This window comes from Proteus sp. G2626 (assembly GCF_009915985.1).
Classification (GTDB): Bacteria; Pseudomonadota; Gammaproteobacteria; order Enterobacterales; family Enterobacteriaceae; genus Proteus; species Proteus vulgaris.
In genome coordinates, this window is record NZ_JAABNH010000026.1 from 89,325 (window position 1) to 111,007 (window position 21,683).

General features: G+C 36.2%; 15 protein-coding genes and 10 tRNA genes. 16 read left to right on the plus strand and 9 right to left on the minus strand.

Features of this window, described 5'->3' with window-relative positions:
• Positions 1–79 precede the first annotated feature (79 nt).
• Positions 80–850 (minus strand): sulfate transporter CysZ, encoded by a 771-nt coding sequence (gene cysZ / locus GWJ05_RS11460; RefSeq protein ID WP_036935459.1) that lies wholly within the window; start codon positions 848–850, stop codon positions 80–82.
• A gap of 223 nt (positions 851–1,073) precedes the next feature.
• Between cysZ and zipA the strand changes: the two genes are divergently transcribed.
• The 4 genes from zipA to GWJ05_RS11480 all read left to right on the plus strand — a co-directional run bounded on the left by zipA (position 1,074) and on the right by GWJ05_RS11480 (position 5,983).
• A complete protein-coding gene (gene zipA, locus GWJ05_RS11465) occupies positions 1,074–2,102 on the plus strand; it encodes a cell division protein ZipA (RefSeq protein WP_103004891.1) in 1,029 nt (342 codons plus the stop codon).
• Positions 2,103–2,159: 57 nt separating this feature from the next.
• Complete coding sequence (gene ligA, locus GWJ05_RS11470; RefSeq protein ID WP_036935463.1) at positions 2,160–4,187, plus strand: NAD-dependent DNA ligase LigA; 2,028 nt, start codon at positions 2,160–2,162, stop codon at positions 4,185–4,187.
• Positions 4,188–4,416: 229 nt separating this feature from the next.
• Positions 4,417–5,601 (plus strand): NupC/NupG family nucleoside CNT transporter, encoded by a 1,185-nt coding sequence (locus GWJ05_RS11475; RefSeq protein WP_036935465.1) that lies wholly within the window; start codon positions 4,417–4,419, stop codon positions 5,599–5,601.
• Positions 5,602–5,767: 166 nt separating this feature from the next.
• Positions 5,768–5,983, plus strand: coding sequence for a DUF3820 family protein (locus GWJ05_RS11480; RefSeq protein ID WP_036935467.1), 216 nt, complete (start codon positions 5,768–5,770; stop codon positions 5,981–5,983).
• 2 nt (positions 5,984–5,985) lie between these two features.
• On the opposite strand, the gene GWJ05_RS11485 is transcribed toward GWJ05_RS11480, so the two are convergent.
• On the minus strand, positions 5,986–6,426 hold the full coding sequence (locus GWJ05_RS11485; RefSeq protein WP_087803298.1) for a MarR family winged helix-turn-helix transcriptional regulator: 441 nt from the start codon (positions 6,424–6,426) through the stop codon (positions 5,986–5,988).
• A 175-nt stretch (positions 6,427–6,601) separates the two neighbouring features.
• Between GWJ05_RS11485 and GWJ05_RS11490 the strand changes: the two genes are divergently transcribed.
• Entirely contained in the window at positions 6,602–7,354 is a 753-nt protein-coding gene (locus GWJ05_RS11490; RefSeq protein ID WP_036935471.1) for an SDR family NAD(P)-dependent oxidoreductase, read from the plus strand.
• Positions 7,355–7,425: 71 nt separating this feature from the next.
• Here GWJ05_RS11490 and GWJ05_RS11495 read toward each other — a convergent pair.
• The 3 genes from GWJ05_RS11495 to gltX all read right to left on the minus strand — a co-directional run bounded on the left by GWJ05_RS11495 (position 7,426) and on the right by gltX (position 9,180).
• A tRNA-Ala gene (locus GWJ05_RS11495) sits at positions 7,426–7,501 on the minus strand.
• A gap of 27 nt (positions 7,502–7,528) precedes the next feature.
• Positions 7,529–7,604 (minus strand) — tRNA-Ala (locus GWJ05_RS11500).
• Positions 7,605–7,761: 157 nt separating this feature from the next.
• Complete coding sequence (gene gltX, locus GWJ05_RS11505; RefSeq protein ID WP_087803300.1) at positions 7,762–9,180, minus strand: glutamate--tRNA ligase; 1,419 nt, start codon at positions 9,178–9,180, stop codon at positions 7,762–7,764.
• Positions 9,181–9,499: 319 nt separating this feature from the next.
• Between gltX and GWJ05_RS11510 the strand changes: the two genes are divergently transcribed.
• The 8 genes from GWJ05_RS11510 to GWJ05_RS11545 all read left to right on the plus strand — a co-directional run bounded on the left by GWJ05_RS11510 (position 9,500) and on the right by GWJ05_RS11545 (position 12,703).
• Positions 9,500–9,575 (plus strand) — tRNA-Val (locus tag GWJ05_RS11510).
• A gap of 39 nt (positions 9,576–9,614) precedes the next feature.
• A tRNA-Val gene (locus GWJ05_RS11515) sits at positions 9,615–9,690 on the plus strand.
• A 43-nt stretch (positions 9,691–9,733) separates the two neighbouring features.
• A tRNA-Val gene (locus tag GWJ05_RS11520) sits at positions 9,734–9,809 on the plus strand.
• A gap of 41 nt (positions 9,810–9,850) precedes the next feature.
• A tRNA-Lys gene (locus tag GWJ05_RS11525) sits at positions 9,851–9,926 on the plus strand.
• Positions 9,927–9,964: 38 nt separating this feature from the next.
• Positions 9,965–10,040 (plus strand) — tRNA-Lys (locus tag GWJ05_RS11530).
• 40 nt (positions 10,041–10,080) lie between these two features.
• A tRNA-Lys gene (locus GWJ05_RS11535) sits at positions 10,081–10,156 on the plus strand.
• A 14-nt stretch (positions 10,157–10,170) separates the two neighbouring features.
• Positions 10,171–10,246: transfer RNA gene (locus tag GWJ05_RS11540), tRNA-Val, on the plus strand.
• Between the two features lie 2,154 nt (positions 10,247–12,400).
• Positions 12,401–12,703, plus strand: a complete 303-nt coding sequence (locus tag GWJ05_RS11545; RefSeq protein ID WP_036935475.1) for a helix-turn-helix domain-containing protein — start codon at positions 12,401–12,403, stop codon at positions 12,701–12,703.
• A 1,368-nt stretch (positions 12,704–14,071) separates the two neighbouring features.
• Here the strand turns inward: GWJ05_RS11545 and phsC are convergent.
• From phsC to GWJ05_RS11565, 4 genes are all read right to left on the minus strand, one after another.
• Positions 14,072–14,851: a thiosulfate reductase cytochrome B subunit gene (phsC, locus tag GWJ05_RS11550; RefSeq protein WP_036935477.1), complete on the minus strand. Its 780-nt coding sequence runs from the start codon at positions 14,849–14,851 to the stop codon at positions 14,072–14,074.
• Positions 14,848–15,423, minus strand: a complete 576-nt coding sequence (locus tag GWJ05_RS11555) for a 4Fe-4S dicluster domain-containing protein (protein WP_036935479.1) — start codon at positions 15,421–15,423, stop codon at positions 14,848–14,850. The genes phsC and GWJ05_RS11555 overlap by 4 nt, the downstream gene beginning before the upstream one ends.
• A 14-nt stretch (positions 15,424–15,437) precedes the next feature.
• Positions 15,438–17,717 carry a thiosulfate reductase PhsA gene (gene phsA / locus GWJ05_RS11560; RefSeq protein ID WP_036935481.1) on the minus strand — a complete coding sequence of 760 codons (2,280 nt, stop codon included), beginning with the start codon at positions 17,715–17,717 and terminating at the stop codon, positions 15,438–15,440.
• Between the two features lie 856 nt (positions 17,718–18,573).
• Positions 18,574–19,377 carry a sulfite exporter TauE/SafE family protein gene (locus GWJ05_RS11565; RefSeq protein WP_087802107.1) on the minus strand — a complete coding sequence of 268 codons (804 nt, stop codon included), beginning with the start codon at positions 19,375–19,377 and terminating at the stop codon, positions 18,574–18,576.
• A gap of 104 nt (positions 19,378–19,481) precedes the next feature.
• Between GWJ05_RS11565 and GWJ05_RS11570 the strand changes: the two genes are divergently transcribed.
• The 3 genes from GWJ05_RS11570 to mlaA all read left to right on the plus strand — a co-directional run bounded on the left by GWJ05_RS11570 (position 19,482) and on the right by mlaA (position 21,624).
• Positions 19,482–20,258 (plus strand): AraC family transcriptional regulator, encoded by a 777-nt coding sequence (locus tag GWJ05_RS11570; RefSeq protein ID WP_036935485.1) that lies wholly within the window; start codon positions 19,482–19,484, stop codon positions 20,256–20,258.
• 195 nt (positions 20,259–20,453) lie between these two features.
• Positions 20,454–20,528 (plus strand) — tRNA-Arg (locus GWJ05_RS11575).
• Positions 20,529–20,886: 358 nt separating this feature from the next.
• A complete protein-coding gene (gene mlaA, locus GWJ05_RS11580) occupies positions 20,887–21,624 on the plus strand; it encodes a phospholipid-binding lipoprotein MlaA (protein WP_036935487.1) in 738 nt (245 codons plus the stop codon).
• The last annotated feature ends 59 nt before the right edge of the window (positions 21,625–21,683 follow it).

A 21,683-nucleotide genomic window follows, 5' to 3' on the forward strand; every position in this document is an offset into this window, starting at 1 on the left:
TAAACATAATCTATAAAATAAAACCCCGCTTTAAATAAACGGGGTTTTTCAACATTATCGATAAGTAGCTAAATAAAGCTTACCACTGTCCTTCTTGTGTATGTTGTTTGCGATAACGGTCGCACCACATTGCTGTTGCACCACAAATAGCGACAGGCATGATAACTAAATTTAGAATAGGGATCATGGTGAAAATATTAATAATCATACCAAATTGAAGATTATTCCATTTGTCCTGTTTGAGTGAAGATTTCATCGTTGCGAATGAAATTTTATGGTTATCAAACGGGAAGTCATTATATTGAATTGCCATCATCCAGGCACCAAAAGCAAACCATAAAATAGGGGCAACGGTTTGTCCGACAACTGGGATAAAATAGAGTAATAACAAGACAATAGCGCGAGGTAAATAATAAGCTATTTTAATTAACTCACGTTTTAAAATACGTGGAACATCTTTCAAAATACCTGTAATACCAGTGTCTGGCGGTGTAATACCGGTTATTTGACCTTCCAGTTTTTCAGCCAATAAGCCATTAAAAGGGGAGGCAATAATATTGGCTAAGGTGCTAAAGAAATAAGTGAACACCAATAAAATAAAAATAACGGATAATGGCCAAATTAAATAACTTAGCCATTGTAACCAATCAGGGACTTTTTCCATCATCCAATTGACCATGCCACCTATTTGACCATATAACCACCAAAAGGCACTTCCGAGAATAATAATATTGGCAAGTAGGGGTAAGATAACAAAACGTTTTAGCCCTTTGCGTGTAATTAAACGCCAACCAAGAGCAAAATAATGAAATCCATTTAAATTTTTATTCGTTTCTGTCAAATTTGTCATACTTCCTATTCTCTCCAATGAGGGCAAGCTAGTATCATATAGGGAGATAATCAGCCTTACTAGTCATGAATTGTCTAAAAAATGTGCATAAGAGATTGAAGTGTGTATCTTTGTGACAAGAAAATTAAGTATTGGCTTGCACTTATGAGCGTTGGCAAATACTCTTAGTAAAAAGTAATATTTGCCAACGTGGCTATTAAACCTCAAGACAACAGAGATAGAAATGATGCAGCAAAATTTGCGTCTGATATTAATCGTTGTTGGTGCGATTTTAATCATAGCTTTGTTATTACACGGCTTATGGATTGGTCGAAAAGAGCGTTCTAAGCTTTTCCGTAATCGCCCAGTAAAACGTCAGAAACAGAATTATCAGTCAGATGAGAACGATGACGAACCACAATATGCTGAGGTTAGTCATCAGACATCAACTTTGTCCTCTACTGAAAAACGGGAGAGTGAGCCACCGATAAAATCGGAGTCTCTACATGAACCTGAATTTTCGGTGGCTGATAGAGATCCATTAATGTCTGAAAACCAAGCAAAAGGGCATTCTAACGAGACATCATTACAACAAGAGCCAAGTCTTGGTGTATTTGATGTTATTGAAAAAGAGTCTGCACCTGTTGTCAGGGATGAGCCAATACAAGCATCTGTGGCTAATGTTGCGAGTGAGATAAAATCACCCGGTAATACAGTAAGTCCATCGGTGAGTTCAGAGCCTTCGATTTCAGAGACAACGGCCCATGTAACTCCTGTTGAGACTGAGGCTTCGGATTATGCTCCGGCTGAAGAGCCAAAAGCGGGATCTGAGCCATCGGCAGAAATCGCAGAGAAAGAGCTGGTTATTGTCTTAAACGTGAGTGCACACCATGGTCAAATGTTGGATGGCGAAGTATTGATGCAAAGTATTATGCAAGCTGGATTCCAGTTTGGAGAAATGAATATTTTCCATCGTCACCTTAATCCAACAGCTAATGGCCCTGTTTTGTTTAGCTTAGCGAATATGGTGAAGCCGGGAACCTTTGACATTGATACGATGGCTGAATTAACCACGCCAGGTGTCTCTATGTTTATGATGGTGCCGTCTTATGGTGATGCTAATCAAAACTTTAAATTGATGTTACTGACGGCTCAACGTATAGCATCTGATGTGGGAGGGGTTGTGCTTGATGATGAACGCAAACTCTTAACGCCACAAAAAATCGAGCTTTATAAATCTAAAATTCGCAGGACACTAGATTTAAATCAATAGTTTCTATCTGTAAAAAAGCCCCCGCTTGCGGGGGTTTTTCTTCTTTGGTGATAAATCATGAATAAAAACATTCAACAAAAAATTGATAAACTTCGCGTTACTTTACGTCACCATGAATATCTTTATCATGTCATGGATGCACCTGAAATACCTGATGCTGAATACGATCGCTTAATGAATGAGCTAAAGGCATTAGAAACTGAATACCCTGAATTAATTACCTCTGATTCCCCTACACAACGTGTTGGGGCATTACCACTCACTGCCTTTGAGCAAGTGAGACATGAAATTCCGATGCTATCTTTGGATAACGCTTTTGATGAAACAAGCTATCAAGCATTTGATAAACGCTTGCGTGATCGATTAAAAAATAGCGAAGAAATAACTTTTTGCTGTGAATTAAAACTTGATGGTCTTGCTGTTAGCTTACTTTATGAAAATGGTGTGTTAGTACAAGCGGCAACGCGTGGGGATGGTACAACAGGGGAAAATATCACTGAAAATGTAAGAACGATTAAAGCTATTCCACTGCGTTTATATGGCGAAAATATCCCTGCTCGTATTGAGATCCGAGGTGAAGTCTTTATGAACGAAAAAGGCTTCGAATATTTAAACGAAGAAGCACGTCGTACAGGAGGGAAAGTATTTGCTAACCCTCGTAATGCGGCCGCGGGATCTTTACGACAACTTGATCCGCGTATCACAGCGAAACGGCCATTAACCTTTTTCTGCTATGGCGTAGGTGTGCTTGAAGGTGGCGAATTACCGACAAGCCATTATGCGCGTTTACAACGATTTAAAGAGTGGGGATTACCTGTTAGTGATGTGGTAAAGCTGTGTACTGGTAGTAAAGCTGTTCTTGAGTTTTATCATCATATAGAAGAGATCCGCCCTAATTTAGGTTTTGATATCGATGGCGTTGTGATTAAAGTGGATGATATTGCTCTGCAAGAAGAGTTGGGTTTTGTTTCAAGAGCACCACGTTGGGCAATTGCTTATAAATTTCAAGCACAAGAGCAAATGACTATCATTAAAGATGTTGAATTCCAGGTTGGTCGTACTGGCGCAATTACTCCCGTTGCGCGTTTAGAGCCGGTACAAGTTGCTGGTGTTGTTGTGAGTAATGCCACATTACACAATGCCGATGAAATTGAACGTTTAGGAATACGCATTGGCGATACTGTGATTATTCGTCGTGCAGGTGACGTTATTCCTCAGGTTGTTAGTGTGATTGAAGAGAAACGTCCTACCGATGCACAAAAGATTGTTTTTCCAACGCAATGCCCAATTTGCCAATCTGATATAGAGCGTATTGAAGGCGAAGCCGTTGCACGTTGTACTGGGGGGTTGATTTGCGGTGCACAGCGTAAAGAAGCTCTTAAGCATTTTGTTTCTCGTCGCGCGATGGACGTTGATGGTATGGGCGATAAAATTATCGACCAATTGGTTGAAAAAGAGTATGTCAAAACACCTGCTGATCTTTTTCGTTTAGATGAAAAAATCCTGTCTGGTTTAGAGCGAATGGGTGAGAAATCAGCCAAAAAATTAATTACAGCATTAGATAAAGCCAAATCAACGACTTTTGCGCGTTTTATTTATGCACTTGGAATTAGAGAAGTAGGTGAAGCTACGGCAAGTGGATTAACAGCCCATTTTCCTACGCTTGATGCATTACGAAATGCAGATGTTGAAGCGCTAAAATCAGTCCCTGATGTGGGTGATATTGTGGCTAAGCATGTTGTGAATTTTTTCCAAGAAGAACACAATAAAACAGTTATTGACCAGCTAATTAATGATGCAGGTATTACATGGCAAGCACCCGTGATTGTGACTCATGAAGCGGGCGATAATCCTTTTGCAGGTAAAACGGTGGTGTTAACGGGTTCATTATCACAATTAACACGTGATGAAGCAAAAGACAGATTAATTGCTTTAGGAGCAAAAGTGAGTGGAAGTGTTTCTAAGAAGACAGATATGGTGATAGCGGGCGAAGCCGCGGGCTCTAAGTTAGTGAAAGCTAACGAGTTAGAGATAACCGTTATTGATGAAGATGAAATGATAAGATTACTTGATCAATCTAAATAATCACTCTATTATTTGATAAATGCTACTGAGAAATGCTCTCAGTAGCATTTTTTTACTTAAGCGAAATTTACATTTAATGTTTCTTTAGTAACTCATAAAGTGTGATCAACCTATCTTATTTAATAATTAGTGTGTATGCAGTTTCATGATATTGTGACAATAGTCACATCGTAATGTTACGCGTTACATAAAATGCTCCTCAAGATTTATTTTTATTTTTGGAGCATGCATGTCTTCTATCATTCACTTCGTTTTGGCACTCGCCGTTATTGGCGCATTAGCATTCATTGCGAGTAATAACCGCAAAGGGATCCGTCTGCGTTATATCGTGCAGTTATTAGTTATTGAAATCGCATTGGCATGGTTCTTCCTCAACTCTGATGTTGGTGAAGGCTTTGTTCGTGGCTTCGCTGGATTATTTGATCACTTATTAGGTTATGCCGCTCAAGGGACTGAATTTGTATTTGGTGGCATGATGAAAGGTGGTTTAGCATTCTTCTTCCTGAATGTACTTTGTCCAATTATCTTTATTTCTGCATTAATTGGTATTCTTCAACATATCAAAGTATTACCTTTCGTGATCCGCATTATCGGTACTGTGCTTTCCAAAGTGAACGGTATGGGGAAATTAGAATCATTCAACGCAGTGAGCTCATTAGTTCTTGGGCAATCAGAGAACTTTATTGCCTATAAAGATGTATTAGGAAAAATGTCCCAGCGTCGTATGTACACGATGGCTGCAACAGCTATGTCGACAGTATCAATGTCAATTGTTGGTGCATACATGACAATGCTAGATCCAAAATATGTTGTTGCTGCTTTAGTACTGAATATGTTCAGTACTTTTATCGTCCTTTCTGTAATAAACCCATATTCTGTTGAGAATGAAGAAGACATTCAAATGGGGAATCTGCATGAAGGCCAAAGCTTCTTTGAAATGTTAGGTGAATATATCTTAGCAGGCTTCAAGGTTGCGTTAATCGTGGCTGCAATGCTGATTGGTTTCATTGCCTTAATTGCTGCAGTGAATGCAATTTTCAGTATGATTTTTGGTATCAGTTTCCAAGATTGCTTAGGTTACGTTTTCTATCCATTAGCATGGGTGATTGGTGTACCAGAACAAGACGCATTACGTGTTGGTAGTGTGATGGCAACAAAATTAGTCTCTAACGAATTTGTTGCCATGGGTAGCTTACAAGATATTGCAGCTGATATTTCACCCCGTTCAGTGGGTATTTTATCGGTATTCTTAGTTTCATTTGCTAACTTCTCTTCAATCGGAATTGTTGCAGGTGCGATTAAAGGTTTAAACGAAATGCAAGGTAACGTTGTTTCTCGTTTTGGTCTGAAATTACTGTTCGGCTCTACATTAGTGAGCTTCTTATCTGCGGCTATCGCGGGTCTGTTTGTTTAATCACTCAAGATAAAACAGATAGCATGTGAATAAAATAACAATGTAAACCGAGTTATTTGTTAATTAGGTAACAGAAAATCAAGCAGTGCCTTCGGGTACTGCTTTTTTTATCTTTCAATTACCTTATAATCGACTCTATTCCTTCGATGACAAAGTGGTATATAACATGCTCGAGAAACAACACCTTATTGATATAGCAAATACACAAATGCCATTTGGAAAGTATAAAGGACGAATGTTGGTCGATTTGCCTGAAGAGTATTTATTATGGTTTGCTAAGAAAGGGGCGTTCCCAGAAGGAAAATTAGGGCAACTCATGGAGATGACCCTTGCAATTAAAATTGAAGGGTTAGAGGGACTATTGAAGCCATTAAAGCGGTGATCTTAATCATTATTTATACCTAATTTTTCAGATGTTAATGCATTAATAATTTTTTGACTTAATTCAATAAATAATGTTTGCTCTTCAATTGTTAATCTTTCCTGAATTTTTTTTGCATTCTGCTTTCGGCCTAATGCAGCCCTTTCTAAAAATGCATGCCCTTCATCGGTTAGTTGAGTAATAAATTCGCGTTTATCTTTCTCAGAACGATATTGTGTAATAAAGCCTAAGGCTTTTAATCCTCGCATAAACTTCGATAAATTTTGTCTTGAAATTGCTAACGAATTACTTAATTGGGAAGGTGTTAAGTCGCCTCGTAGGCGTAATAATTCTAAAATATCATATTGACCCCAAGTGACAGGTTCAGGTGTATAACGAGTTCGTTGTGCAACAAGAGTGCATTGTAATAATGACAAGGCATTTTCTAATTTATTTTTATCCACAAATAATTACTCTCATATTACTGTTAACTAAAGTTAATAATAACAGGTCGCTGGCATTGAATAAATTTTATATTGATTAACTAAATTTAATCAAATAAGATAAAATATAGTTAACTTTAGTTAATTATATTGTGGGTGTTATAATAACTATTTAATTATGAAAGAGGCTAGTGAGATGAGCTATTTTGAAGATAAAGTAATTTTAGTAACGGGAGCGAGTACTGGTGTTGGTGAAGGCATTGCACAACTACTTTTTCAGCGTGGAGCAATGGTTTTTATTACAGGTCGGCATTTAGAAAAAGTCATAAAAACAGCGCATTCTATTGATGCAACAGGTAAAAAAGTCATTGCTTTACAGGCTGATATGACCTCACCTTCTCAAGTTGAAAAAATGATTGAGGCTGTTATGTCGCAAGCTGGGGCATTACATGGCTTGGTTAATAATGCAGGGGTCACGGGGCCTCATAATACGCCAATCGTGGATTATGATATTGAGGATTGGAAAACAGTAATTGATACCGATATTAATGGCGTATTTTATGGTTTGAAATATGGCATACCTGCAATATTAAAAAGTGGGGGAGGGAGTATTGTGAATCTTTCGTCTTCTAATGGTATTGTTGGGATAGCGGGGATTTCAGCGTATACCGCAGCAAAACATGCTGTGTTGGGTATTACACGTTCAGTAGCTCTTGAATTTGCAGATAAAGGCGTGAGGATTAATGCAATAGGCCCTGGTTATGTTGATACGCCAAGAATGCAAGTACTGCCAAATGAAGTGCGTGAGTGGATGGCAAATACACACCCAATGAAACGGATGGCAACGAGAGATGAAGTCGCTAAAACCGTTGCTTTTTTACTTTCAGATGAGAGTAGTTTCACAACAGGAGCATTCTATGCCATTGATGGTGGTTACACTGCACAATAGAAATAAAATAAATCAGGAAGAATAGAAAACAAAAAAAATCCCGAAGATTTCGCTTCAGGATCTTGAAATTCTGGTGGAGCTAAACGGGATCGAACCGTTGACCTCTTGCATGCCATGCAAGCGCTCTCCCAACTGAGCTATAACCCCAGATATTGTAGTGTTCTAAACGTATATTGGTGGAGCTAAGCGGGATCGAACCGCTGACCTCTTGCATGCCATGCAAGCGCTCTCCCAACTGAGCTATAGCCCCAACATACTGGAACGGGCTTGATAATAGGCAACAAGCACAATACTGTCAATCAGTTAATTTCATATTATTTGTTGATTGCTGAAAAAGAGTACAAAAAAAAGATACACGTCCTATTTTAGGAATGTATCTTTTTTAGGAAGCCAAATTAGCAAGCAAATTAGGCTTGGTTTTCTCTTTCAGTAATAAAGTCTAATGCTTTATTAATACGTGCAATACTACGAGTTTTACCAATAGCGTGAACAGTAACGTCTAAACCAGGAGATTGGCCTGCACCCGTTACAGCAACACGTAATGGCATACCGACTTTACCCATACCGATTTCTAATTCATCAGCGGTATCTTGAATGGCTTGGTGAACATTTTCAGCAGTCCAATCTGTAATTGCTGATAATTTATCACGAACCACTTCTAATGGTTGGCGAGCGACTGGGCGTAAATGTTTTTTTGCTGCTGTTTCTTCAAAGGTCTCGAAATCAACATAGAAGTAATGGCAACTTTCAGCCATTTCTTTTAACGTTTTACAGCGTTCACCTAATAATTTGATCAGTTCAACTAATGATGGACCATTGCTGGTATCAATATTTTGTTGTTTGATATGCCAATCTAAGTGAACGGCAACTTTTTCTGCTGGTAGTGTATTAATATAATGATGGTTTAACCAAAGTAATTTATCAGTGTTAAATGCACTGGCTGATTTACTGATAGCTTCTAAAGTAAAATGCTCAATCATTTCATCAATAGAAAAGATCTCTTGGTCACCATGAGACCAACCTAAACGTACTAAGTAGTTTAGCAGAGCCTCTGGTAAATAGCCGTCATCACGATATTGCATCACACTTACGGCATTATAGCGCTTGGATAGTTTTTTACCGTCATCACCTAAAATCATTGAGACGTGGGCATATTCAGGGACAGGTGCACCTAATGCTTTGAGAATATTGATTTGGCGAGGTGTATTGTTGATGTGATCTTCACCACGAATAACGTGAGTGATTTCCATATCCCAGTCATCGATAACAACACAAAAGTTATAAGTTGGAGACCCATCAGTACGACGAATAATAAGGTCATCCAGTTCTAGGTTGCTAAATTCAATTGGGCCACGGATTTTATCATCAAAAATTACAGAGCCTTCTTGTGGATTTAAGAAACGTACAACATGAGGTTCATCAGCACTGTGATTATGATTACCACCACGGCAACAGCCATCGTAACGAGGTTTTTCACCTTTTGCCATTTGATCTTCGCGTAATTGTTCTAAGCGTTCTTTAGAGCAATAACAACGGTACGCGGTACCCGCAGATAACATTTGATCGATAACTTGGTTATAGCGATCGAAGCGTTTAGTCTGATAATAAGGACCTTCATCCCAATTCAGATTTAACCAATTCATACCATCCATGATTGCATCAATGGCTGGCTGAGTAGAACGTTCTAAGTCGGTGTCTTCAATACGCAGTACAAACTCGCCCTTATTATGACGGCTATATAACCAGGAATAAAGTGCGGTACGCGCACCACCAACATGTAGATAGCCAGTAGGACTTGGTGCAAAACGGGTTTTTATTTTACTCATTGGGATTGCCTTAGTACGTCTTACTTATATAAATAAGTAATCGTGATTATCAAAAAAACAAAATGGTTGCCTTATTTTATCACTGGATGCTAATTCCTCAATGGCATTAAGCTTTTAACAGAGATAAAAATTTCAAATTGATGATTTTTTGTTTGACGAAGAACACACAGAAGATTAAATTGATTAATTGCTGTGTTACTTATGGTGCTAAAAAAAGCATCTTGACTAAAAATAAAACGAACAGTCATTTTCACGATAAAAATCTGATAAAAATCGTTGACTCATAGCGCAGTATCCCTATAATGCACCCCATCACGACGGGCGGTTAGCTCAGTTGGTAGAGCATCTCCCTTACAAGGAGGAGGTCGTTGGTTCGAGCCCAATACCGCCCACCATTATTATCGTTGTGGTACGTTGTATGATTTAATGTAATTGGGCGGTTAGCTCAGTTGGTAGAGCATCTCCCTTACAAGGAGGAGGTCGTTGGTTCGAGCCCAATACCGCCCACCAATTACATTAAAGCGTGGTAGTGAGAATTTAGTCATCATGAAGTGGGCGGTTAGCTCAGTTGGTAGAGCATCTCCCTTACAAGGAGGAGGTCGTTGGTTCGAGCCCAATACCGCCCACCACTTCATTCGGTTATTTCGCGCAATATCACATAATTAGGTATGGGTCGTTAGCTCAGTCGGTAGAGCAGTTGACTTTTAATCAATTGGTCGGGCGTTCGAATCGCCCACGACCCACCATGCCTAAGAATACAACATAAAGTAGTGAATATTGTGACGGGTCGTTAGCTCAGTCGGTAGAGCAGTTGACTTTTAATCAATTGGTCGGGCGTTCGAATCGCCCACGACCCACCATTCACAAAGCTACTTACAGATTGACGCAAAATTATTAAAGGGGTCGTTAGCTCAGTCGGTAGAGCAGTTGACTTTTAATCAATTGGTCGGGCGTTCGAATCGCCCACGACCCACCATTTAATAATCAAGCGGGCGGTTAGCTCAGTTGGTAGAGCATCTCCCTTACAAGGAGGAGGTCGTTGGTTCGAGCCCAATACCGCCCACCACTTTTCTCTTTTCCTCCATTATGCTTTCTTATTTATCTTTCGTCTTATTCTTTAAATAATTCATAGTAGTTGTTTTGCTTTTTTATTTATGAATAACCACAATATAAGTATATGATTGTTCTGAATTCATTTTTCAGTTTATTGCGTTGTATTTATTACAATAATTACTGGTATATGTGCTTTCTAAATCATCGTACTGGCTTCATTTCTTTTTATGTAGCTTCTAGCCAATAATCTTATTTCCCCCTTGGCTTCTCCCCTTATAAAACTAATTTAGTCTATTAAAGCATTAAACTGTCTATCTTAAAGAAGGCTAACACGTGATTCTTTATTACAACTTTTTACATTTTGTTATGCTTTATCAGGAAAATAGCGGATTCTCCCCCTAAAAAAACAGTCACTTTTATGTCTTATTGGTCATTCTACTTTAAAAAAGGAGGCTTAAATCTCTGGATATGATTTACGTATTGACCTAATAACATGCGAAAAACGATATAAATATCAAAAGAAAGATTTACTCCTTTTAGGCGTTTTTGTGGTTTTTTTCAGTTTATTTACAAAATTAAATAACGTTAAAACAGTATGTTGAATAGCATGGGGCACTTAATAAGATAAAACCCTCATAAAATTAGTATGTTAAAACATTTTTTATGATCATCATAAAAAGATCATTATTTATTTTTGATGAAAAAATGAAGAATTAAAGATAAAAAATGCATTTTATAGTTAATCTTTCTTAATCATTATTTGTTTTTTACTAACACAATGAAATTAAATGATTAAATATAATAATATTTTATATATTTTTATTCTTCTTTTAAGTAATGAGAAGATAAAGAGCCTAATCTAACTTGATGATTTTAATGCATTTATAGTTAAAGTTTGATGTTTGTCAAAATTTTCACCATAATGAACTATGGAGTAAATGATATGAAGCAAAAAGTACTTATTTAATCAGGAATTGATTTAACCTTAAGTGGTTAATTTCATTTTTTACTGAAAATGGAGAAAATTGTGCATTTGGCAGGAATATAAATCATATAAAAATATTAATGTTTATTTAGCCCTAAGAATAACTCTTATACTAGATAAGTATAACTACTTAGGATGTGAAAAAAGAATTTTTTGTATTTTTTAACAAAATTAGATCATACTAAAATTGATATTTAACAGACCATTCCTTTTTAAATTTAGTTTAAGTTGCAATAATAATTTCGATTAGGTGCTAAAAAAATGAATGTATTTGAGTGAAAAAGAAAGAATAATACGATATGGCGATAAAGTAACCCTAATTTATTATAATAAATACAATATAATTATAACTTTTTGATAAATAAAAAATTTTTTACAGTTATCCATTTTTTTTATTGCATGAATGGTTTTTTTAGTTTAAATGAAAATAAAAATGAGTTATTCATTAATAAAAATTCAAAGAAAATGGATAATTAAATATATTACCTGTTTATTCCAAAATAATACGTAATTATTATGTTTTAAATATATTTAGTCGAAGATCTAAGGGTTTATGCTTATATAAACTAATTAACAAATGTTTAAAAGGTGATCTTTATCTATATTTTATTGTAAATTTTGTAATTTATTGATTTTAAATTATAATTTTTATGCATTTATAAATTCATCAGATTTCATTGATATTGCTTAAGCTATTTCATAATAATATGAAAGTCATCTTCTTTATAAGGTTAATTTATTAATTTAAATAAATTAGACTGACATAACTTGATTTATTTTTACACAAAATAGATTATAGTACTTTAAATCAAAGATAATGTAGATGTTTATTCTAATTAGTGAGTAAAGTTTAAGAAAAAAAAAGTGCCATTTTATAAATAAAATATTTTAACTATATGAAAATAAAGAGTATATCTCAGTATCCTAGGTATTATTAACTAGCATGAGTAAAATGCTGAGTTTGTATTGTCGTTTTTCGACTAGTTGAAAGTGTTTAAATGCGTAGTATATTATTTACATATGATAAGTCATATTATGAATTGTGATATTTCTTATCTACTAAAATAATATTTTATTAAAACAAAAAGGTGTTCTCAATAATATATGGTTTTATATATTATAACGAGATAATACACCATTATAAAATTAGATATCAATCAAAGTGAAAAGCGAGAACATATTATGAGTAGCAAGTATCCAGTCGCTTATGCTGTTGGACAAAAAATTAAGTCATTAAGAAAATCTCAAGGTTACACTGTATTTCAGTTAGCAAAAGAGATTGATATTAGTGAACAACAATTATTTCGTTATGAGCGTGGTGTAAACCGTATTGATATTGATTGCTTAGTTAGAGTGCTTGAAGTACTAGGTGTTAATATTGGTAGTTTCTTTGAAGAAGTAACCGGTGGAATGGCTCAAGAAATTGAACGTAATGAACAACATATTCCATCTCATTTCGATAGTAAGGCTCTCTCTATTTTCTAAAAATATCTTTAAATTAAAAGATCGTCCATTTTAGAATAATTAAATAGAGTAGGATAATTCTTATATAAATGTATCTTTTTGATTAGCGAATAATAAGAATTTTCTTAATAATTAAGATGGAACCACTATAATTAAACTAATGCCCTTATTAGGGCATTTTTCATTTTTGAAGAATGAAAATTTTAATTGGCGAAAGAAAAAGAAAAATCATTTTGAAAAATAACTAAGGTTTATATAAAAAGAGAAATATATTTTCATATCTATTGTGATGTGTAAAACAACAGGCGATAGATACTTATTAAAATAAATCTCTCAGAAATCAGTTCTTATATTACTTGCTATAATTTTACTTTTTAATAACATTTATGAAGCAATTAGGGTTGTAAATTATGTATTTTATATCAATGAGATTAAAAAGAATAAATTTTAAAACGATAAAAATTGAAAAAGAGAATTTAGTCAAAAATAAGAGCTAGATCAAATTATAAGTATTGAGCATAAAGTGGCAATGTAGGGATAGTCACAAACACTATTCATGATGAAGGAATTCACTACCTCTTCACCTTCATGATGAAAAAACGGTGGTGTATCAAATTATATTCGAGTTGTTGATCTGTCTGAGGGATATTGAAGAATAGTTGGTAAAACTCACACCTAGCACGGTATCAGAAGAGATATTCCAATTAAAAGCAGTGCTCATGCGCTGACGGGGGTGCTATCTACCACATAACCTTAGCCTTAATTATGCATTAGATTAATGCGATAGCCGAACGTGTTGTTATCACCAATAACACTACCTAAACCAAGATGTCCTTTAAATTGGTTATCATTAACATAAGTTGTATTCAGTGAGGTTAAGTTTTTAAAGTTGGGCGTTGTTGTGTGAAACGAAGCTACCTACTAAGACTTGCTGGCCTATAAAGCGAATCTATTAAATATTTATAATAACGATACGCTCATATATTTTGATAAGAAAAGCGGTGATAGAAACAGTATTCATGCCATCCAAGTGAGAGTTAACAACATTACCTAGCATTCTACGGTCACGGCAATTTTTTTAGCGTTTTGACAGTGGCTCTGCTTGTAGATATTGCTAATATTTGTGCCATGATACGAGCTATTGTCGAAATAATAACTATCTTCACGATAGACTCCAAAAATGTATTTTTTAATTATTTAAATCCATCGGTATGAAAAATTCACATAACGATATAGAGCTGACTATACACCGAATAACATACAAATAAAATGATATATTTGTTTGCTAATAATTAGATTATAAAAATATTTCTATACTAACATTAAAAAATGCCCGTTTGGGCGGGCATTTTAGATAGAGATACATTCTGTATTGAGTGCTAAGAAAATTTAATGTTCTACTTTTTCGTTTGCTGAACGATGATTATCATGTTTTTGGTGACGATGATGACCATCAACCATACTACGGAATGTTTGTGTAAAGGTGTCACCCAATGTACATAAATAGAAGTGTGCACAAATAAACATTAATGCCACAATACCTAATACTAAGTGTGCTTTTAACATCCAGTAGCCATAACCAAGCACTTCTGGATATAAACAGAGTAATCCTGTTACTAATAACAGTGGTACTAGCCCAAACATTACGCCTAAATAAGCAAGTTGCTGAAGTGGATTAAATTTATCAGTTTCTGTTGCTGCAAAAGGATGGGGTTCGCCTTTCATTATGCCATAGAGGTAAAAGCGAGCTTGTTTAATACAACGACCAATTAATCCACTAAACCTTACTTTGTAATGTACACCGTTACTGGTTGTTAAATTGATAAGAATAAAACCAATCCAGAATGCAATAAGTACAAAGCCACAAATTTTATGTAATAGCACCATTGAAGTGACATTTCCAATAGAGAAATGCCCTAAAAAACCACTTAGTAGTAATAAGATAAACAGCAAGGCATTACCCCAGTGCCAAAAACGGATTGCTTTAGAATATAAATAAACCCGCTCTTCTTCATAATGGCCAGTGTGTTTTGGTGCAAGGGCATAGCGCAACAAGCCATGAATAACCAAAACGGCTATCATGGCAACGATTAATAACCCGGCGGCCATTAACCATACAGGCCAATAATCTGGCGTATAATGGAGTTCTGCTCCCCAGATACTAGTCATGCTTTATCTCCCTGATGGATTTCTTTACGACGGAATAAACTTGGTTTTCCGACATTATCTAATTGGTATTGATAAACGGATTTTTGTTTGATCCATGCCTGAATTTCAGGTGAGTCAATGCGACCAAAAGCAAGCGCATCCGTTGGGCAGACTGATACACACGCAGGTAATTCGCCCTCAGTTAATCGGGTATCAGAGCAGAAGTTACATTTATCGGCGATATGCGTCATTGGGTTGATATAACGGACATGATAAGGACAAGCACCTACACAGTAATCACAGCCAATACACAGCTCTTTTTTCACCTGTACGATGCCATTCTCATCGATAAAAGAGGCGCCAGTAGGACAAACAGAAACACAAGGTGCATCTTCACAGTGCTGACATGAAACACGGAAAAATTGATAATGTGGATTTCCCGCCTCATCATTATGTGGGCCTTGAATTTGAACTTGAAGTCGGCTGAATCCTTCAGGAATATCATTGATGACTTTACATGCAACAGTACAGGCTTGACACCCAATGCAACGTTTTTCATCGTGTAGCATGACAAATTGTTTATTATTGTTCATCGTTATTTTTTTCCTTAAGCCCGACTAATTCTGACACCTGATGTATGTACATCAGTACCCGATACAGGACTAATTTCATGAGGTAATAAGTTGCCACAGTGAACACCTGTTGTAGTCGCTGCTGTTTTTGCGCCTGCTTTTGCACCCGACCCCATATAGACAAATACAGTGTCTGGGCGAATACCTTCAGTGATTAAAGCGCGTGCTTTTTCTTTACCTACACTGTTTTCTAGAATGATTTCATCGCCATGTTTAATACCGTGATTTTTTGCTGTTTCAGGATGAAGCCAAACAGGGTTTTCCCACATTAATTCAGCTAATAACGGCACATATTGTGTTGCACCATTAGTGTGGACGGCGACTTTACCTTGGATAAAATAAAGTTCATCTTTTTCTTTTAATGGGAAGTTGTGGAAGCGTGGGATACCGTAGTTTTCTAAACGGCTTTCTAATTCTTCAGAGTAGATTTCAATTAAGCCGCTTGGTGATTTAAATGAGAGGGCTTTTTCCATGGTATTGTTGCTATCAACCTGTTTGATGGCATCAGGATATTGATCAACAAAGGCTTTTACATAAGACGGTTCGCGTAATAATAGTGGAACGCCATAAGAGATATAGCCTTTTTTATGCATCTCTTTATAAAGTTCTTCGCTACCATTAACTTGATAAAGCTGTCTTACACCCATGTTTTCCCAAGGGAAACAGGCTTCTAATCCTAATGCTTTACCTAATTCCATCCAAATTAACCAACTCGGTTTAGTATCACCAATAGGTTCGACAACTTGCTGGCGCAATGCATAAGCGGGATTTAAACCTGAAACATCAGCAACTTCTTCATCACGTTCTAAATAGGTACACTCAGGTAATAAATAATCGGCATAAGCGGCACTTTCGCTTAAATACACATCACAACTGACAATTAAGTCTAACTTTTGTGCTGCTTTTTCTAGATCAGGACGGCAACTGACTGTTTGGAATGGATTATGACGAGACATAATCCATGCTTTTGTCTGATACGGCACGCCTTCTAATGTTGAGTCGATAATCGATTGAACAATACCGCCACCTTTATTGATGTATTTAAATTGAGGTGCTGTTGCATCAATGCGTTTTGCGGTAATTTCAGGCATACCTTTAACACTTGGTTTTGCTAATTCAGGAGCAACCGCAATGCCTGCTAATTTATTGTATTTTGTCGCTGCTTTTTTCTGATACAGCCCCCCTTCACGTTCAATGTTGCCGAGTAACGCATTGAAGGTGAAGATCATCCTGCGCATATTAATTTCTTCTTTATTAAAGGTAGCGCGGTGACCAGGCATAATCAGTGCGTGAGGTGCTTTTGCTGCAATCTCACGAGCAATACGAACAATATCTTTAGCTGGAACATCAGAGTGTGCTTGAGCCCATTCCGGCGTTGTTTCTTGTAGAACGTCTTTTAATTGTGGGAAACCTACCGTAAATTTCTCAACAAACTCTTTATCGTAGAGATCTTCTTTGATGAGGATATGGCACATGGCCATAAGAACAGGCAAATCTCCTCCTGGACGAATAGCAAACCACTCATCCGCTTTACTTGAAACAACCGATAAGCGCGGATCAAAACTGACTAATTTTGCACCACGCTCTTGTGCTGTCATGAGTTCATGTGTTTCAGCAACTTCGATGCCTTCATAAAGGTTGTGACCGAAAGAGAGAATATATTTTGAATTTGCGAGATCCATCTTAAGATCGCCACCCATCATAACAGATGCAGCAATCGCTTTACCGGCAGGGCAAGTAGAGGCATGTGTAAAGGTGTTTGGTGAACCAAATGCAGCCGCTAAATGGAATAGGTGAGAGGAGAGTGAACCTGATTTAGATGAAAAGGAGATGCTCTCTGCGCCATAGTTTTGTTTTATGGCATTCATTTTTTCTGCTATTTCTTTATAAGCTTGTTCCCAGCTTATGACCTCCCATTCACCTGCACCTCTTGGGCCTTTATGTTTCATGGGCTTGACAATACGGTTTGGATCATTAACAAGGCTAACGCCACTTCCACCTCTGGCGCAAACTCGGCTACTTTGATGTTCTGCGTTTCGGTTTCCTTGGATAAATACAGTTTTATTGTTAACAACTTGAGCCTCTATCGGGCAACGATAGGAACACATCTCACATAGACTCGGTGTTAATGTTGACTGACCCTTAAGAGAATCTACAGGATTAAATGCAAGTGCACCAGGTGGTAAACTACTGACGGTACAACCTACACATCCTACCCCCATCCCCTTAATGAAAGAACGACGACTAATACTCATATAACCTCCAGTTTCTTCTTATAGCTAAATATTATATATGGACGATTAAATAAATATTTGAAGGTGCCTCCAGTTTATTAATTCATAAGTGATAAGTTAGTTGTAAATAATAAATAATAGAGAATAAGACGTTAATAAATGTCACAAAATAAATTAACTAAAATAGACAAAATTAAATGATAATTATTTTCTTCTATTAACTTATGTTATAAAGGTTATGAGGTTAAAGAGCAGATTTTAATGAATGCCATAGTTATATTTACTTCTTTTAAATTCACTCACTTACGTCATTAATCTGTTTTGTTAAAGTGTATTTAAAATATATGATTTATGACAACAAATAATTGACAAAAAAAACCATCGATATATAATTATCTATATATCGATGGTGGGTGTTATTGTAATTAATTTGTTATTTAAAAATAAAATTAAATAATATTTTTTAGCGATATTTAAATCCAGTTTTTTCTTAAAATATAATTTGTAAAAAATAGCTAACTTATTATTTTGATGATAAATACGAGTAAAAGAGAAAAATAAACAGATGATGTTTTATACGAAACATCATCATTGAAACGTAATCAAACTGATACGAAAAATGAGACAATCTATAAATTATTATTCATTATGTTTAAATATTAATTAATAAAGCTAATAGTTATGGGGTTGTGTGTGGATTGTCAAAAGGAGCTATTTTTTGTTTTATACATCTCAATAATATTAATGCCAAGTAAATGTGCGTAGGAAAAAGTTTAAAAGGAATGTTAAAAACAAAATGGCTTATTGAATACTGAGAGTCATTGTGTTTGCATGTTGTCAAAATATTTTTCTATCTTTCTTATATAAAAGAAAGGATTTAAAGCAACATAATGATTAAGACAAGACTCAGTAACAGGGGATAAACTCTCGCATGCCATTTATCGGGAAAATGAGATAAAAAGCGCTCAGAGATCTTCAAGCCTATCCATGTACTACAAATCAGAATAAAGACTGCTTTTAGCCAAATATAACCAATAAAACCAGATTCACTATTTAAAGGGGAAGTAAAGGAAAGTGCGACATAAGTGAAGGTTGCAGTGAGTGCTAAAGGTAAGGTTAATGTATTTGCCATGGCTGCAGATTGTGCCATTGGTGTCCCTCTACGACGTAACAGAGGAACAGTCATTACACTTCCGCCAACGCCTAAAAAAGCGGCAATAATACCAATGACAACACCATTAATCGTTTCTCTTGCTTTAGTCACCTTTTTTGTGTGGTGAGTTGGAGCCATAAAACCAGGACGAAAATAGCAATCTAAAATAGTGACAAAGAGATAGCCAATAAAGATCCATTTGATCCAAGAGCCTTCAATCGTTAATGCGAGAAGGGCACCTAAGATCCCCCCACAAGCAATCCCAATAAAAAGGATGAACATGCTATGCCAATTAAGCCTTCTTGCCTTATGGTGTTTAATGGTTGTTATTGTTGCAGAAAACAACATAATTAATGTCGAGGTGGCAACAGCTATTTTCATTGCATGCTCAGCAGGTAAGCTGTCTATTCCCCAGAGTGTTAGAATAAGCGTGTAGAGTAAAGGAACCGTGACAAAGCCACCGCCAAAGCCAAATAACCATGTTGTAATGCCTGAAATTAAACCAAACGAAATCAGCCAGAATGTCATTTCAAATCTCCTGTTGAGTCAGGAGATCAACAATATAGAATAAAATAATGGCTTGCCCACGAGATAATGACAAGTTTATATGAATTTAGGACAATTTTAATATTATGCGTAATATCGATATTAACAATGTGGATCATCTTCCCCGTGATATTTTGGCATTAGGATCTGATTATCCTTATGACACATTACTCGAAGCACATCATCATCGACGAGCCCAATTTTTATATGCCCCAAATGGTGTTATGAAAGTTAAAACTGAAGATGGCCAATGGATTGTATTACCTTACAGCGGTGTGTGGATCCCTGCTAAAAAAGTACATCAAGTGCTAATGTTGGGTAGCAGTACTTATAGTCTCTATATTGAGCCGAATAAAGTACCTCGTTATTCGGAATATTGTGAGGTTTTACACGTTTCTCCTTTGTTTCATCAGCTATTACTTTCAGCAAATCAACTTCCTTTGCTTTATGATTTAGGTGGGAGAGATAGCGCTTTATTAACGTTACTTTGTCATGAATTAACTCAGGCCAAATCATTACCTTATTTTACACCTTTACCTCAACATGCTTTATTGGATTTACTATGTACTGAATTTATGTCACAGCCCAATATTCGTACCACACCAGAGATGTGGGCTGAGAAATTAAATAAGAGCTTGCGTACTTTTACGCGACTCTTTCATAAAGAAACGGGTCTCTCTTTTCGCGAGTGGCGTCAAAAAGCGTGTTTAATGTATGCACTAACAGCATTAAAGAAAGGTCATTCAGTCACCGAAATTGCTTTAGAATTAGGGTATGAGAATCCGAGTGCCTTTAGTGCAATGTTTAATAAAGAGATGGGATACTCACCGAAATTATTTTTAAAGCAATTGAAAGCATTTTAGTAAAACAGTTATATATAAGAATAAACACAATCATTGATGATGGTATTTATTATTCCCTTTTTAAGGGAAATTTCACTGTTCAAAAAAGAAACAAAAAAATTCCTTCCAATATCAGTGCGTTAAAACTTGATTAATAGAGAGTGAGGGAGGTAAAATAAGGTTCATCCATAAGTCATACATCACTTCATTACGTATGTTCCCTTAGTTAAATGGATATAACAAGCCCCTCCTAAGGGCTAGTTACAGGTTCGATCCCTGTAGGGAACGCCATCTATTGTTTAGCCTTAGATGTCGAATATATTCCTAGAGTAGCCGTTTTGTATTCACTCTATTATCGCCATAGTTTCGCTTCTTCGTTTAATAACAATTTTTTCGTACTCTAATGCTAAGAGCAATTAGTGATAAAAGAATATCAGTAAACGAGTATCAAGCATTTCAATACTAGCCCTATAATATTGGGCTAATATTGTAAATTAGCTCAATGGGATAATCCTAAAAACTGAATTATCTTATAAGATCAACGCCTAATAAAAGTACCACTTGTGACGTATTGACAGTATTATGTGTAGAGTTTATGAATATGCGAACTATGATGCTGCTCATCATAAGATAATTAGCGGAGAACATTATGAAGTATCGCCTGTGCGGTGTTGCTCTTTCAGTCGCCTTACTTTCAGGATGTGCAAGTACCCCTAATAATGGGGAGGCGCGCTCTGACCCATTGGAAGGGTTTAACCGCCAGATGTTTGATTTTAACTACTATGTTTTAGACCCATATATCTTACGTCCAGTTGCGGTTGTTTGGCGTGATTATGTGCCCCCTCCAGCAAGAAATGGCTTATCTAATTTTCTTGGTAATCTAGAAGAGCCTGCAAGTATGCTAAATAGTGTATTGCGTGGTGATTTTGAAAAGGGAGCAAAACATTTTGGTCGTTTTTGGATCAATACAGTCTTTGGTATGGGTGGCTTAATTGATGTCGCTGGTATGTCCAAAGAAACAATGGAAAAAGAAGTGCCAATGCGATTTGGTAGTACGTTAGGGCATTATGGTGTGGGTTATGGTCCTTATGTGGTTGTCCCTGGCTATGGTAGCTTTACTGTCCGTGAAGAGGGTGGTGACTGGGCTGACTTAACATATCCCATGTTGAGTTATTTAACGTTTTGGATGTCAGCGGGTAAATGGGCATTAGAAGGCATTGAAACACGTGCACAGTTGCTCGATTCCGATGCTATTTTGCAAAACTCCTCTGATCCTTATTTAATGATGCGTGAAGCTTATTTCCAAAGTAATGACTTCAAAGCGGGTACGGTAAAAGAGAATCCTAACGCGAAAGCGATTGAAGATGATTTAGATTCCATTGACTAATCTTTGTGGTTAGTTTTAGGTATTAATAAAAAAATGGTCTTGAAAAAGACCATTTTTTG